The organism is Pseudarthrobacter sp. NCCP-2145, assembly GCF_023708005.1.
In the GTDB taxonomy this organism is placed as follows: Bacteria; Actinomycetota; Actinomycetes; order Actinomycetales; family Micrococcaceae; genus Arthrobacter; species Arthrobacter oxydans.
In genome coordinates this window covers 227,303-240,854 of the sequence record NZ_BRCG01000002.1, presented here as the reverse complement: position 1 = coordinate 240,854, position 13,552 = coordinate 227,303, and the positions used below count along the sequence as shown (strand labels likewise).

Annotated in this window: 11 protein-coding genes; 9 read left to right on the top strand and 2 right to left on the bottom strand. The window is 64.4% G+C overall.

Annotated elements, in window-relative coordinates:
* Positions 1–94: 94 nt before the first annotated feature.
* Positions 95–1,162, bottom strand: coding sequence for a LacI family DNA-binding transcriptional regulator (locus tag NFU08_RS02615; RefSeq protein WP_251420643.1), 1,068 nt, complete (start codon positions 1,160–1,162; stop codon positions 95–97).
* Between the two features lie 217 nt (positions 1,163–1,379).
* On the opposite strand from NFU08_RS02615, the gene NFU08_RS02610 reads away from it, so the two are divergent.
* The 9 genes from NFU08_RS02610 (at position 1,380) to NFU08_RS02570 (ending at position 12,443) form a co-directional block, all read left to right on the top strand.
* Positions 1,380–1,862 (top strand): hypothetical protein, encoded by a 483-nt coding sequence (locus NFU08_RS02610; RefSeq protein WP_251420518.1) that lies wholly within the window; start codon positions 1,380–1,382, stop codon positions 1,860–1,862.
* 50 nt (positions 1,863–1,912) lie between these two features.
* A complete protein-coding gene (locus NFU08_RS02605) occupies positions 1,913–3,073 on the top strand; it encodes a substrate-binding domain-containing protein (RefSeq protein WP_251420517.1) in 1,161 nt (386 codons plus the stop codon).
* Between the two features lie 55 nt (positions 3,074–3,128).
* Positions 3,129–4,637, top strand: a complete 1,509-nt coding sequence (locus tag NFU08_RS02600; protein WP_251420515.1) for a sugar ABC transporter ATP-binding protein — start codon at positions 3,129–3,131, stop codon at positions 4,635–4,637.
* 3 nt (positions 4,638–4,640) lie between these two features.
* On the top strand, positions 4,641–5,624 hold the full coding sequence (locus NFU08_RS02595; RefSeq protein ID WP_251420514.1) for an ABC transporter permease: 984 nt from the start codon (positions 4,641–4,643) through the stop codon (positions 5,622–5,624).
* Positions 5,625–5,686: 62 nt separating this feature from the next.
* A complete protein-coding gene (locus NFU08_RS02590; RefSeq protein WP_251420512.1) occupies positions 5,687–6,502 on the top strand; it encodes a sugar phosphate isomerase/epimerase in 816 nt (271 codons plus the stop codon).
* A gap of 68 nt (positions 6,503–6,570) precedes the next feature.
* Positions 6,571–7,743, top strand: a complete 1,173-nt coding sequence (locus NFU08_RS02585) for a Gfo/Idh/MocA family protein (RefSeq protein ID WP_251420510.1) — start codon at positions 6,571–6,573, stop codon at positions 7,741–7,743.
* Positions 7,740–8,135, top strand: coding sequence for a putative quinol monooxygenase (locus tag NFU08_RS02580; RefSeq protein WP_251420508.1), 396 nt, complete (start codon positions 7,740–7,742; stop codon positions 8,133–8,135). Before NFU08_RS02585 ends, NFU08_RS02580 begins: the two co-directional genes overlap by 4 nt.
* Before the next feature lie 27 nt (positions 8,136–8,162).
* A complete protein-coding gene (locus NFU08_RS02575; RefSeq protein WP_309296821.1) occupies positions 8,163–8,807 on the top strand; it encodes a substrate-binding domain-containing protein in 645 nt (214 codons plus the stop codon).
* A 180-nt stretch (positions 8,808–8,987) separates the two neighbouring features.
* On the top strand, positions 8,988–12,443 hold the full coding sequence (locus NFU08_RS02570; protein ID WP_251420504.1) for a glycosyl hydrolase: 3,456 nt from the start codon (positions 8,988–8,990) through the stop codon (positions 12,441–12,443).
* A gap of 104 nt (positions 12,444–12,547) precedes the next feature.
* Here NFU08_RS02570 and NFU08_RS02565 read toward each other — a convergent pair whose 3' ends face one another.
* Positions 12,548–13,507 (bottom strand): GlxA family transcriptional regulator, encoded by a 960-nt coding sequence (locus tag NFU08_RS02565; RefSeq protein WP_251420502.1) that lies wholly within the window; start codon positions 13,505–13,507, stop codon positions 12,548–12,550.
* Positions 13,508–13,552 lie beyond the last annotated feature (45 nt).

Here is a 13,552-nt window from a genome sequence, read left to right as displayed (position 1 = left end):
AAAGGATTCTGCCGGTTTGCGTGAGCAGTGCGCAGGGCTGGTCCGTGCGTCTAATTAGGCACGCACAGGACAAACGCGCAGGGACCCTCTATTGCTACGCCGGGGACTTGTGGGCTGTGGCGCGGGTGGAGCTGTTGCGGACAACGAGCGTCGGCGCGATCGGAGTGCGGTCTACCTCCCGCCCCTCCATCGCACCGGTCAGCACCTCCATGCTCATAGTCGCCAACGCAGCGAAGTCCTGGCGGACGGTGGTCAGGGGAGGCAGGAAGAAATCCGAACCTTCGATATCGTCGAAACCGACGATGCTCACATCCTCCGGGACGCGCACGCCATTTTCAGCGAATGCGCGAATAAGCCCGAGCGCAGTGTGGTCGCTGGCGGCGAAAATCGCCTGGGGGACCCTGTCCTCGCGGACGAGCTTGAGGCCGGTTTCGTACGCCCATCGAGGGCTCCAGTCGCCCTCGATGCAGAGCCCCTGTGGGAGGCCAGCGTCACGAAGCGCGGCCTCCCAGCCGCGCTTGCGGACCCGGCCGTCGAACCAATCCATCGAGCCGGCAATGTGGGCGATGTCTGTGTGGCCAAGGTCAATGAGATGCTGGGTGGCCAGCCGTGCTCCGAGCTCCTGGTTCTCGGAGTAGGTGAAGACGTTTGGGGTCGATGACGCCCCTGCCGCAATCATCTCCACCGGCACTCGGAAGGACGCATTCCAGACGGCTGCTGCCATCTCCACAAGGGGGGCAATAACAATGATTCCCCCCACGCCGGTGTCATCCAAGGTGTCCAGGGCTGCCTGCACTGACTCTTCGTCGGGTTTCTCGACACTGATGACAGTTGTGGCGTAGCCCTTCTTACGTGCGACGTTCTCCAGGGCCATGAGTGTTCCAACCGGGCCGAACCGGGGGGATCCGTCGGACAGGATGCCTATGGACATCGACCGGCTGGTGACCAACGCGGTGGCTGCCCGGTTCCGGCGGTATCCGATGTCCTTGATGACCTGCAACACCCGCTTTCGCGTTGCCGCGCTCACGTCCGGTGCGTCGTTCAGTACCCGCGAGACTGTTCCGAAAGAGACCCCGGCTACCTGGGCCACATCGTTGATGGTGGGCTTACGGCGCATCGGGGCGTCCCTTAGCCTCTCGCTCGCCTCACGGGGAACCGCCATGCCTGCCACGTTCTCTCCTGTCACGCACCTCCTGGACCGAACCACTGGGGTCCGTCGATTAATCTTACGTCGGCCCGGCTGCCCCACAGGCCCGGACGGTCCATTTCTGTGATGCTTGACACTCGCGTCCGTAAACGTTTACGATGATGTCCGTAAACGTTCACGGTAACCTCGTAAACGCTTACGGTGCGGCGAATTCAATGAGGAAGGGAGCGAGATGGCTGACAGCATCGTCGACGCACTCGCGCTCGACCCCGGCACTGGGCTTCGGAATGTCGACCAGGCGCAGTGGGCACATTTGGAAGAGCTCCTGAAGGACACGGCGCCAATGGATCTCGCAGCCGCTGTCCGCACTTTCGTCTCCGCCGGTTCCTCGGCCGTCGTCGGAATCTTCGACGGCAACCGTCTTTGGGCAAGCCTGGTTGTTTCTGTGGACAATTCCGGTGCACCCGCGTCCGTGTCCACCATTGACGGGACGGTGGCCCAGTCGGGCGGAGAAATGGCTAAAGCCGCAGGCGAAGCGGTGCGGTGGGTCCAAGCCCACCAAGGGCCGTGTTCACTGGGCCTCTTCGTCGACAAAGGGCATGCAGAAGCCCTCCTGGGAGCTTCAGACAAAGCCGCCGCTCTACGCACAGCCTCGGCAGCCGGCGGGCTGGTCCTCTCACCGGTTCCCCCCGCCCTGGCAGTAGCGCTCGCCTGATCCACCGCAGGCATCCACCCCATCCATCCACCCAAAAGCACTGGAGAACAATGATGATCCGCAGGCTTCCCATCGTGGCCCTGGCCGCAGCCCTGTCACTTTCCCTTGCGTCCTGCAGCAGTTCAACAACTGCCACATCAAACGCCCCCGACGCCGGCGTTTCCGAGAGGGCCCAGCAGGCCCTCGACAAGATCAAGGGGCAGGTCCTGAGCAAAGGCCCCAACGGCGAGACGCCATCACCGGCCTCCGTCGCGGATCTGTCTCCGGAGGAGATCGAGAAGGTCAAGGGACTCAACGCCAAAGCCGCAATCGTGATGCACTACGGCGGCAACGACTGGGCCAACGCCCAGGTGAACGGACTCAAGAGCGAATTCGAAAAGCTGGGCATCAAGGTCATTGCCACCACCGACGCGAACTTCAAGCCGGACAAGCAGGTCTCGGACATCGAGACCGTCATGACGCAGGATCCGGACATCATCGTGTCTATCCCCACGGACCCCGTGGCCACCGCCTCCGCGTACAAGAAGGCCGCCGAGGCCGGCACGAAGCTCGTCTTCATGGACAACATCCCCCAGGGCCTCACCGCCGGCCAGGACTACGTCTCTGTTGTTTCCGCTGACAACTACGGCAACGGCGTCGTCTCTGCCCACCAGATGGCCAAAGCGCTCGGCGGCAAGGGCAAGATCGGCCTTGTCTTCCACCAGGCTGACTTCTTCGTAACCAAACAGCGCTACGACGGCTTCAAGGAAACCATCACCAAGGAATACCCGGACATCCAGATAGTCGAGGAAAAGGGTATTGCCGGGCCGGACTTCGCTGGAGACGCCCAGGCTGCCGCAAACGCAATGCTGAGCAAGTACCCTGACCTGGCCGGCATCTGGGCCGTGTGGGACGTCCCCGCAGAAGGTGTCATGGCTGCCGCCCGCGCCGCCGGCCGCCCGGACCTGAAGATCGCCACGGAGGACCTCGGCAAGAATGTCGCCATCGCCCTGGCCAAGGACGAACTCATCGTCGGCCTCGGAGCGCAGGTTCCGTTCGACCAGGGTGTGACAGAGGCACGGCTGGCTGCCGGCGCGCTCATCGGCAAGGAAGCACCCGCCTACGTAGCGCTGAGCGCCCTTCCGGTGGACCACTCCAACGTCCTGGAAGCCTGGAAGCAGGTCTACCACGAGGACGCCCCGAAGGACATCCAGGACTCCTACAAGCAATAGCCAAGACCCGACGGCGGGGGGGCCCCACCCCCCCCGCCACTCCGAAAGGGCAACCATGAACACCGCAGACAATGTCGTCGAAATGCGCTCGATCTCCAAGGGCTTCAACGGCGTTTCCGTGCTGAAGGACGTCAGCTTCGACGTCCGGAAGGGCGAGGTCCACGCACTCGCCGGGGGCAACGGCGCCGGGAAGTCCACGCTGATGAAGATCCTCCAGGGCGTCTACCAAGCCGACGCTGGAGAGATCCTCATCGGCGGGAAGCCAGCCGCCATCAACTCCATCCAGGACGCGAAGGCCGCCGGGATCGGGATGGTCTTCCAGGAATTCAGCCTGGTACCGAGCCTGACAGTTGCACAGAACATCTTCCTCGCTGCCGAACCGCTCGGCAGGGGCGGGCTCATCGACGATCGCACTGCGGTGAAACGGGCCAGGGAGGTCTTCTCTGAGATGGAGGTCGACGTCGACCCCCGTGCGGAGGTCTCCCGCCTCGGGACTGCATACTGGCAGCTGACCGAGATCGCCAAGGCCCTGGCCCAGAACGCCCAGGTCCTGATCATGGACGAACCCACTGCCAGCCTGGCCCGGCACGAGTCCGAGGCGCTCTTCGAACTGATCGACCGCCTGAAGCAGCGCGGCATCTCGATCATCTACATCTCGCACCGGATGGACGAGGTGTACCGGCTGGCGGACCGGATCACCATCCTTCGCGATGGCCGCCACCTCCTCACCGCGCCTCTGACGGACGTCACTCCCGAGCAGATCGTTGAAGGCATCGTCGGCAAGAAGATCGAAGGTCAGCTTTCCTACCGGGCACGGGATCATGTGGACCACGATGGCGCACCGCTGTTGGAAGTCCGCGGGCTCAACGCCGGGAACCGGGTGCGGGACGTTTCCTTCACGCTCCGCCCCGGGGAAATCCTCGGCCTGGCGGGGCTGATGGGAAGCGGACGCACCGAGTTGGCCCGTGCCCTCTTCGGCATTGACCAACTGGACAGCGGTGACGTCCTCCTGCGGGGCAAGAAGGTCAACCTTGCCTCGCCACAGCAGGCCATCAACGCCGGCGTCGCCCTCATCCCGGAGGACCGCAGGGCCCAAGGCCTCGTCCTGGAGCACTCCGTCCAGGACAACCTGCTCCTGCCGCTGCTCGGGCAGATCCAGCGGGGGCCGCTCCTGGACGGCGCCAAAGGCAAGGCGTTGTCTGCTTCCCTTATCAAGCGTTTCGCAGTCAAGGTGGCCCATCCCAACCGCCCGGTGCGGCTCCTCTCGGGCGGCAACCAGCAGAAGGTGGTTATCGCCAAGTGGCTGGGCACGGATCCGGACATCCTGATCCTGGACGAGCCAACGGCCGGCGTGGACATCGGCACCAAGAGCGAAATCCTGGACATGATCCGTGAGCTGGCAAGTGCCGGCAAAGCCGTCATCGTCATCTCCTCCGAGTATCCCGAACTACTCGCGGTCAGCGACCGCGTCCTCGTCCTCAAGGACGGCTCCATCATCCGCGACATTCCCCGCAGCGAGATCGCTGACGAGGAATATCTCCAACTTGCAGTCCAGGGAGTCTGAACAGTGAGCAAGTCAAACACCATCGCGCCCCGGGACACCGCGGCCCGCAATTTCGGCACCGTCCTCAAGGAACTCGACTGGCGGCGCTACGTCATCTACATCGGCTTCGTCGTCGTCTTCATCTTCTTCGCCATCCTGCTGCGCGACCAGGGCTTCCTGTCGCCGAACAACCTGCTGAACATCTTTAGGCAGACGGCAACCATCACCGTCATCGCCGTCGGCATGACCTACGTGATCGCATGCGCGGAGATCGACCTGAGCGTCGGTTCCGTAGCCGGGCTCTCCAGCGTCTGCACCGCAATGGCACTCTCCCAGTTTGGCCTGATCCCCGGGATCCTGGCGGGCCTCGCCGTCGGGCTGGTGGTCGGATCAATCAACGGGGCGCTTGTCAGCCTCCTAGGCATCCCGTCCTTCCTGGTGACGCTCGGCATGCTGGGGATAGCGGTCGGCGTCGCCCAATGGATTACCGCCTCGGCACCCCAGCCGATCCTGAACGACACCTTCAACACGCTGTTCGGATCCGGCAACTTCGGCCCCGTCCCAGGGCTGGTCGTCTGGAGCGCCATCTTCGTCGCCATCGGCGCCGTCGTCCTGAACCGCACCCGGTTCGGCCGCCAGGTCCTGGCCACGGGAGGCAACCGCAACGCGGCGGACTTCACCGGCATCAACACCAAACGCATCAAATTCCAGGTCCTCCTCATCTCGGCCATGGCGGCAAGCGTCGCCGGCATGCTCTACGCCGGCCGCCTCCAGTCCGGACGGTTCCAGTGGGGATCGGGAGACGAGCTCTCCGCCATCGCCGCCGTCATCCTGGGCGGAACCAGCCTCTTCGGCGGGTTTGGCTCCATCATCGGCACCCTCTTCGGCGCCCTCCTGATCGGCCTGATCAACAACGGACTGATCCTCGCCGGGCTGGACAGCAGCCAGCAGCAGGTCGTCCGAGGCGCCATCATCATCCTGGCCGTCGCCATGGCACGAAAGAAATAAACAGTGCCAGTGATTCCGGCGCCCACCATGCAATTCATCCCTGCAGTCGAAAGGCACAAACAATGAAACTCGGCTACTGCTCCATCACCTGGGGAGGCGTCGTCGGCCACGCCCAAGGCGTGACGAGCGTCAAGGACCTCTTCTATCTGACCCATGGATCCATGCGTGACGCCGTACGGGACATTGCATCTGTCGGCTACGAAGGCGTTGAGATGTTCGACGGCAACCTTGCGGAGTATGCAGAAAAGCCCGAGGAACTCAAAGAAATCCTCAGCAGTTCGGGAGTCTCCCTGGCAAGCGTCTATACCGGGGCCAACTTCATTTACGCCGACATCCTCCCGGACGAAATGCACCGGATCCACCGGGCCGCCGAGTTGGCGGCCGGTTTCGGAGCGGAACGGCTCGTTGTTGGTGGCGGAGCACGGCGCGCCGCCGGAACCAACGAAGAGGACTACCGCCGCCTCGGGGAAGCGTTGGACAGCGTCACGGACATCGCAGAAAGCTTTGGGCTGTCGGCAAGCTACCACCCACATCTGAGCACCATTGTGGAGAGCCCCGACGAGCTGGACAAGCTCATGCCGCTCACCCGGATAGGCTTCTGCCCGGACACGGCGCATCTTGCAGTCGGCGGCGCAGACCCCGCCGCGGTCATCCGGAAGTATCCCGACCGGATCCGGCACGTCCACCTCAAAGACTTTCAGCAGGACCCGTTCAACTTCCTCCCCCTGGGCCAGGGCGAACTCGACTTCCCGGACATCATCGCCGCGATTCGGGAAAGCGGATACGACAGCTGGCTCATGGTCGAACTCGACGGCTACGACGGCGACCCCCGGGAAGCTGCCGCCATCAGCAAGAAGTACCTCGAGAAAATCCTCTAACCAATCCTGACCGCCAGGGATAGCCAGCCTCGGCCACTCCCGTCTTTTCCGAAAGGAACCCAGTTCACATGCAGAACCTCAACGTCGGCCTCATTGGTGGGGGTTTCATGGGCAAAGCCCATTCCCTCGCTTACGCCGCCATGCCCATGTTCTTTTGGCCTGCACCGGCTCTTCCGGTCCGCAAAGTCATTGCGGAGGCGAATCCGGAGCTTGCGGCCGAAGCGGCCCGACGCTTCGGCTTCGAAAACTCCACTTCGGACTGGCGCAGCATCATCGACGATCCAGACATCCACGTCGTGGATATCGCAACGCCCAACCATCTCCACGCTGAAATCGCCATAGCCGCGGCTGAAGCGGGCAAGCACATCATCTGCGAAAAGCCCCTTGCCCGCACGGGCGAGGAATCAAAGGCGATGTATGACGCAGTCAAAGACAAGAACATCGTCCACATGGTTGCCTTCAACTACCGACGCACGCCCGCAGTCGCGTTGGCCAAGAAGTACATCGAGGAAGGTGCAATAGGCCAGATTCTCAACTTCCGCGGGACGTACCTGCAGGATTGGAGCGCCGACCCCAACTCGCCCTTGTCCTGGCGTTTCCAGAAATCAATCGCAGGTTCCGGGGCCCTGGGCGACATCGCCACGCACGTCATCGACATGGCCCGCTACCTCGTCGGCGAGTTCAGCGCCGTCAACGCCGTCCTGTCCACCTGGATCCCGGAGCGGCCCCTCCAGGCGGGCGGGGCCGACGCTCTTGGCACCGTACGGGGCGGAGAGGGCCCGCGGGGCCAGGTGGATGTCGACGACGAGGTCATGACGATGATCCGCTTCGCAAACGGAGCCGTGGGATCCGTGGAGGCGACACGCAACGCGCACGGCAGGAACAACTACATCACCTTCGAAATCCACGGAACCGAGGGCAGCATCGTCTTCAACTACGAACGGCGCGATGAGCTGCAGGTCTGCTTCGCCTCCGACCAGGCCGACCGCCGCGGATTCCGGACCGTTTACACGGGACCGGCGCATCCGTACGGAGAAGGCCTCTGGCCGATTCCAGCTCTGGGCATTGGCTACGGGGAAACGAAGATCATCGAAGCGTACGACTTCTTCAAGGCAATTGCTGAGGGCGGCAGCGTAAGCCCAAGCTTCGCAGACGGTTACCAGGTCGCCCTCATCGACGACGCCATTGTTGAATCGGCCGCGAAAGAATCATGGGTGGAAGTTCCGCAGATCACCGCTTGACCAGTTGGGGAGGGACGGCGAAGGGCTGTCCCTCCCCCAACCGCACCACCACCACCCAGGAAGACAAGATGCCCAAGCCCTTGCCATACCGCCAGGAGACACCGGAAACCTGGCTAATGCCGGTATTCATCGCCAAAGCAGGGCACGAAGCCCAGCTTCGGGAAGCCCTCCACTCCCTGCAGACGCTAAGCCGGAAAGACCCAGGATGCCTGGAATACACGGTGTTCACTGACGAACAGCAGCCCGGCACGTTTGTCCTCTTCGAAGGCTGGGCCCGCAGCGAGGACCTCGAAGCCCACAACGAACAGGACCACGTCAAGGAGTTTGTAAGGGCAGTGGACCCGCTATTGTCAGTGCCGTTCTCCGTAACTTCCCTGACGCCCCTTTCCTGAGGCCTGCCGAGCCCACCAGGGCCTGACATGACCGCCCTTTCACCCGCACCACCGTCCACCTGCATGACGACGGCGGGCTGCGGCTGTGCTGGAGCCGGGAGGTTATGCCGTTGGCCTGCCCAGCGCCACCACGTTCACGGTGACCGTCATCTCCTCACTGAGCGAACGGTTGACGAGGAATACCGCGGCACGTCCGTCCTCGGCATCATGCGTGGCCACGGCATCCACCAACGGCACGCTTCCGAGTTCTGCTACCGCTCCGGGCCGCACGCGAAAAACGTGGAGGTCCCGCGCGACCTGTCCGTCGTCGGCTACGACGACCTCCCCCTCGCAGCATGGGTGGCCCCGTCCCTGACCACCATCAACCAGCCGCTCAGCGAGATGGCAGAAACAGCCGTCCGGATGATTCTCGGCATGGCCCGAGGCACCGACCCGCACCCGCGCAGCATCGAAACTGGCTACGGAACTGGTTGTCCGCGAGAGCAGCGGCCCCGCACCCCAGGAGACCTTGGCCGCGAGGGCAGCGAGCGCGTTTCCCATTCTGAGCCCAAGGCGTGCGCAGGCACGTTCCTCCACAGGGCCAACGGACCGCCCCTGACCAATGTGACCCAGCCGACGGTGCCAACGCCCGCCCCAAGAATGATCCTTGTGTTTCCCATCACAAATCCTTAGGGTTGGTGAGAGCGCTCCCATGACACCCCGTGCGGGTTGACTTCTGGGCGGCTCACCCGTGGAGCAACGATGCGACACGAAACTCACATGGAGGACATCTTGACGATCCATTACAACGTCCGAGCGCCCGGGGGGAACCGGAGAAGAGGCCCTGCGGCCTCCCGGTTTGCCGTGCTCAGCGTGGCCGCCGTTCTCCTGGGCGGGCTCATCCCGGCCGGGGCGGCCAACGCGGAAACCCTGCCGGTCGGCAGCGGCAGCTACACCACCGACACCATCGGACCGGCGCCCGAGGGCTGCGCGCCGCTCGCCACGGATGCACGGGCCTTCGTTACCGATACCGCCCCGGCCGGGGCGGTTCCCACCAATGACTGGTGGTCCTCCCTCCTCTTCAAGAAGTACAACTGCGTGGGCAGCGAGCCCCTGCACGCGCATCCGCTCTCCTATCTCCCCGAAGCCGCCGGCCTCGGGCTCTCCAACACCACGACGCCGACCATGAGCGGCACCCCCGGCGGCATCGGTGAATTCCACTACGCCTACGCCCAAGACGTCATGGTCGGCGTCGCGGGGCTCACCGCCCCCGTCGTCGAAGTCGCCGACTGGACAGACTGGACCGTCACCCCCTCCTGGAGTGACGGCACACGGTCGATGACCGCCACCATCGGCCACGGCCTGCCCTTCAGCTGGTACGACATCGCCGGCGGAGACGCCGTCATCACCGCCGGCGCCGACCTGCGCATCTGGCTCAACGACGGTGAGCGCATCGGGTTCAGCTCCGGCGGCGGGGACTACGTCGCCTTCGCTCCCACCGGCGCTGCCTGGACCGTCTCCGGGACAAAACTGAGCAGCACGCTTAATGGCAAGGGGTATCTCTCGGTGGCCGCACTGCCGACAAGCACCACCGATACCGACGCGGGCCGCACGGCCGTCGCTGACCAGTACACGCCCTACGCTTATGCCAAGGTCACTGGAACACGGGCCGACTTCGTTTACAACGAGGCGGAGAGCGTGGTCGAGACCACCTACTCGGCCGAGACCGAGGTGCGGGAGGGAACCAACTCCGGCACCGTACTCTCGCTCTACCCCCACCAGAGCGCCTACCTCGGCGGCGCGACCGGCGACGGACCCTCCGCCGGCGCAAAACTCGACCGCACCTACGTGTCCCCGCGCGGGGCCATGACCACGCTGGTCGGCGCCACCTCCTTCACCACAAACACCCCCTTCACCGGCGTGCTGCCCGAGGTCCCCGCCGTGGCGACAGGCGCCGGTGAGGCGAACGCCCGCCTGGACGCCCTGCTCGACCAGGTCGCCGCCGACCCGATGAGCATCGACAAGGACGACACCTACTGGACCGGCAAGGCCCTCGGCCGCGCCGCCCGCATCGTGGAAATCGCCGACCAGCTCGACCGTACGGCTGTGCGCGACACTGCCCTTGCCCAGATGAAGGAGACGCTCACCAACTGGTTCACCGCCTCACCGGGCGAAACCGAACAGGTCTTCGCCTACAACTCAAACTGGGGCACCCTCGTGGGGTTCCCGGCGTCGTACGGCTCTGACAAGGAACTCAACGACCACCATTTCCACTATGGCTACTTCGTGGTGGCAGCTGCCACACTGGCACGGTTCGACCCTGAGTGGGCAGCAGATGCGGCTTTCGGGGGCATGGTGGATGAACTGATCGCCGATGCCAACAACTTCGACCGCGCCGACACCCGCTACCCGTACCTGCGCGACTTCGACATCTACGCGGGCCACGACTGGGCTTCCGGCCATGGCGCCTTCGGCGCCGGAAACAACCAGGAATCAAGTTCCGAGGGACAGAACTTCGCCAACGGCCTCATCCAGTGGGGTACGGCCACCGGAGACACTGCCACCCGTGACGCCGGAATCTACCTCTACGCAACGCAGACCGCCGCAATCCAGCAGTATTGGTTCGACGAATCCGGCGCCATGCCCGACTCGTTCGGCCACAGCACCGCAGGCATGATCTGGGGCGACGGCGGAACCTATTCCACGTGGTTCAGCGCGGAAGCCGAGATGATCCAGGGCATCAACACCCTGCCCATTACCGGCGGGCACCTGTACCTGGGCCTGAGGCCGGATGACGTGGTGTCCAACTACGCCGAAATGGTGGATGTGAACAACGGCAACCCCACCGTGTGGCAGGACATCCTCTGGTCCTACCTGGCCCTCGGGGACGGGCAGGCAGCCCTTTCCGCCCTGGACAATGACCGCGAATACCCCGAGGAGGAAGGGGAGAGCCGGGCCCACACCTACCACTGGATCGCCAACCTTGCATCCCTGGGAACCTTGGACAGCAGCGTTCACGCTGATGACCCGATGGCCGCCGTCTTCACTAAAAACGGCGCCAAGACCTACGTGGCAAGCAACATCACCCAGCAACCCCTGGCCGTTACCTTCTCCGACGGCACCGTGCTCGAGGTCGCTGCAGGCAAGACGGCAACATCCGGGGCTCATACCTGGAGCGGCGGCGGTGCGCCGAGCGGCACGGAAGAGCCAACGGATCCCACCGATCCGCCCGCGCCGACCACCACAACGTTCTACCTCGGCGCCGACGGATCATTCCTGTCCGAGCCGGGGACCGCTCCGGTGGCAACGCTCGCGCCCCGCAGCGGACAGGACGCAATCGGTGATCCGGCAACCGGCCTCACCTTGACGGCAGAGAACCTGAACGGCACCTTTGCAGGCAGCAGGACCGCGTTTGATATCGGGGTGGACACGGCAGGTGTAGGCAACGGAACACGCATCAGGGTTTCATATGACCTGACCGGAGACGGCACTTTCGACCGGATCGAAACCTACAACTACTTCCCCACGGACCCGGTGGCGGGATACGAGCGGTATACCTCGCAACTCGGCTTCTCCTCCGTTGAGGGCGAGCTTGGGAACCTGGTGGATGGTTCCATGAAGGTTGAGCTGTGGAACGTCCTGGGCACGTCGCCGTCAACCATTGACCTCGCCACCTCGGTGGTCAAGGCACCCTTCACCGGGCTCACTCTCACTGGCGGCGGCGGAGGTTCGGACCCGGATCCGGATCCTTCCGGGCTGCCCGGCAGTCCCTCCGAAGTGAAGTTGACGCCTGCAAGCGGTTCCGCCATTGATGTCCTCTGGGCTGCCCCGACGGTCACCGGCTCGTCTCCGGTAACCGACTACCGGCTGCAGTACCGTGCCACCGGCGCCTCGGAGTGGGTGCCAGTGTATGACGCCGTAACGTCCACGCCCGGAGCCCGGATCCCAGGACTGAGCGCCGGCACCGATTACCAGGTACGGGTGCAGGCGGTATCGGCGGCAGGACTCGGCGAGTTCTCCCAGCCCGTGGCCGCCAGCACCTTCCCCGCACCATCCGCTCCCCGCGGTGCGGTGACAAAGGTCCAGGGCAAGTCCCTGCTGGTGTCATGGACTGCTCCCATTTCCGACGGCGGCTTTCCCATCACGGACTATCTGATTGAGACCTCCACCGACGGGGTCACATGGAAGACCTTTGGAGACGGGGTCAGCACTGCGACCAGCGCCAAGATCACCGGGCTCCTTGGAAAGACCCAGTACCAGGTGCGGATTGCGGCGGTCAGCGAAGTTGGCACCGGCGCCTGGCTGTCGACGACGGCCTCGACCAAGTAGGCCCTGCAGGCAGCCGCTCCGACTCTGCATGAGCCGGAGCGGCTGCCCATTGCCGGGCCACCGCTTTGACTGCCGTCCCGGGGCGGCCACTGAAAGTCACAGCACTAGGGAGCCTTTTCAGTCCGGACGCCGAAACGCCTCCGGTACTCCGTGGGCGTCGTGGAAAAAGCAGCAGCAAAGTTCTGCCGCAGGGTAACGGAGTTGCCGAAGCCGCAGTCGGCGGAGATCTGGTCTATTGACAGGTCTGTGGTTTCGAGCAGCCGCCGGGCTGCGTCGAGGCGTCGGGCGCGGATCCAGGCGGCCGGCGTCGTTCCTGTTGCTGCCCGGAAGGACCGGACGAAAGTCCGGCGGCTCAGGTGTGCCTGGGCGGCGAGCAGGTCAATGGTCAGCGGCTCCGCCAGGTGGCCCAGTGCCCATTCCAGCAACCGGGAGATTGGATCATCCGTGGAGCGGGAAGGAACCGGCCGCTCAATGTACTGCGCCTGTCCCCCTTCGCGGTGCGGAGCGATGACCAGGCTGCGCGCCACCTGGTTCGCCGCCTCCGCCCCAAGCCGTGCACGCACCAGGTGAAGGCACGCGTCCAGCGCGGAGGCCGTTCCGGCCGAGGTCAGCACGTCGCCGTGGTCGATGTACAGCACCGACTGGTCAAGGGCGATATCAGGGTGCCGTCCGGCAAGGTAATCAAACGCCTGCCAGTGGGTAACGGCGCGACGCCCGGCGAGCAGGCCGGCGTCGGCCACGGGGATTGCCCCAAGGCACAAGCCCAGAATTGGTGCGCCACGCCCATGCGCGTCGTGGAGCACCCGCCGCAGCGAATCGCTGGGGACGCGCCCGTCGTCGAACCATGAAGGCACCACCACCACGTCCGCTGCCTCCGCGGCCTCCGGCCCTTCCACCTTGCCCAGCCGGTAGCCCTCGGCAGTGGTGACCTCGCCTTCCTGGTCAGAAAAGAGAACCGTCGTCCAGCCGGCGAGGCCCTGGCGGGCCACCTCGTCAAAAACCATCTGCGGAACGGCGAGGTGGAACATCGTTGCCCCCTCAAAGGCGTACACCGCGATCCTCATCCCGTCCCTTCCAACGCTTTGGCCCGAATCCATCGTATATCTGCC

What these genes read in the sequence shown, in the direction of transcription:
- NFU08_RS02615 (WP_251420643.1), bottom strand. Translation starts at nt 1,162, where the DNA reads ATGGCGGTTCCCCGTGAGGCGAGCGAGAGGCTAAGGGACGCCCCGATG.
- NFU08_RS02610 (WP_251420518.1), top strand. Translation starts at nt 1,380, where the DNA reads ATGGCTGACAGCATCGTCGACGCACTCGCGCTCGACCCCGGCACTGGG.
- NFU08_RS02605 (WP_251420517.1), top strand. Translation starts at nt 1,913, where the DNA reads ATGATGATCCGCAGGCTTCCCATCGTGGCCCTGGCCGCAGCCCTGTCA.
- NFU08_RS02600 (WP_251420515.1), top strand. Translation starts at nt 3,129, where the DNA reads ATGAACACCGCAGACAATGTCGTCGAAATGCGCTCGATCTCCAAGGGC.
- NFU08_RS02590 (WP_251420512.1), top strand. Translation starts at nt 5,687, where the DNA reads ATGAAACTCGGCTACTGCTCCATCACCTGGGGAGGCGTCGTCGGCCAC.
- NFU08_RS02585 (WP_251420510.1), top strand. Translation starts at nt 6,571, where the DNA reads ATGCAGAACCTCAACGTCGGCCTCATTGGTGGGGGTTTCATGGGCAAA.
- NFU08_RS02575 (WP_309296821.1), top strand. Translation starts at nt 8,163, where the DNA reads ATGACCGCCCTTTCACCCGCACCACCGTCCACCTGCATGACGACGGCG.
- NFU08_RS02565 (WP_251420502.1), bottom strand. Translation starts at nt 13,507, where the DNA reads ATGAGGATCGCGGTGTACGCCTTTGAGGGGGCAACGATGTTCCACCTC.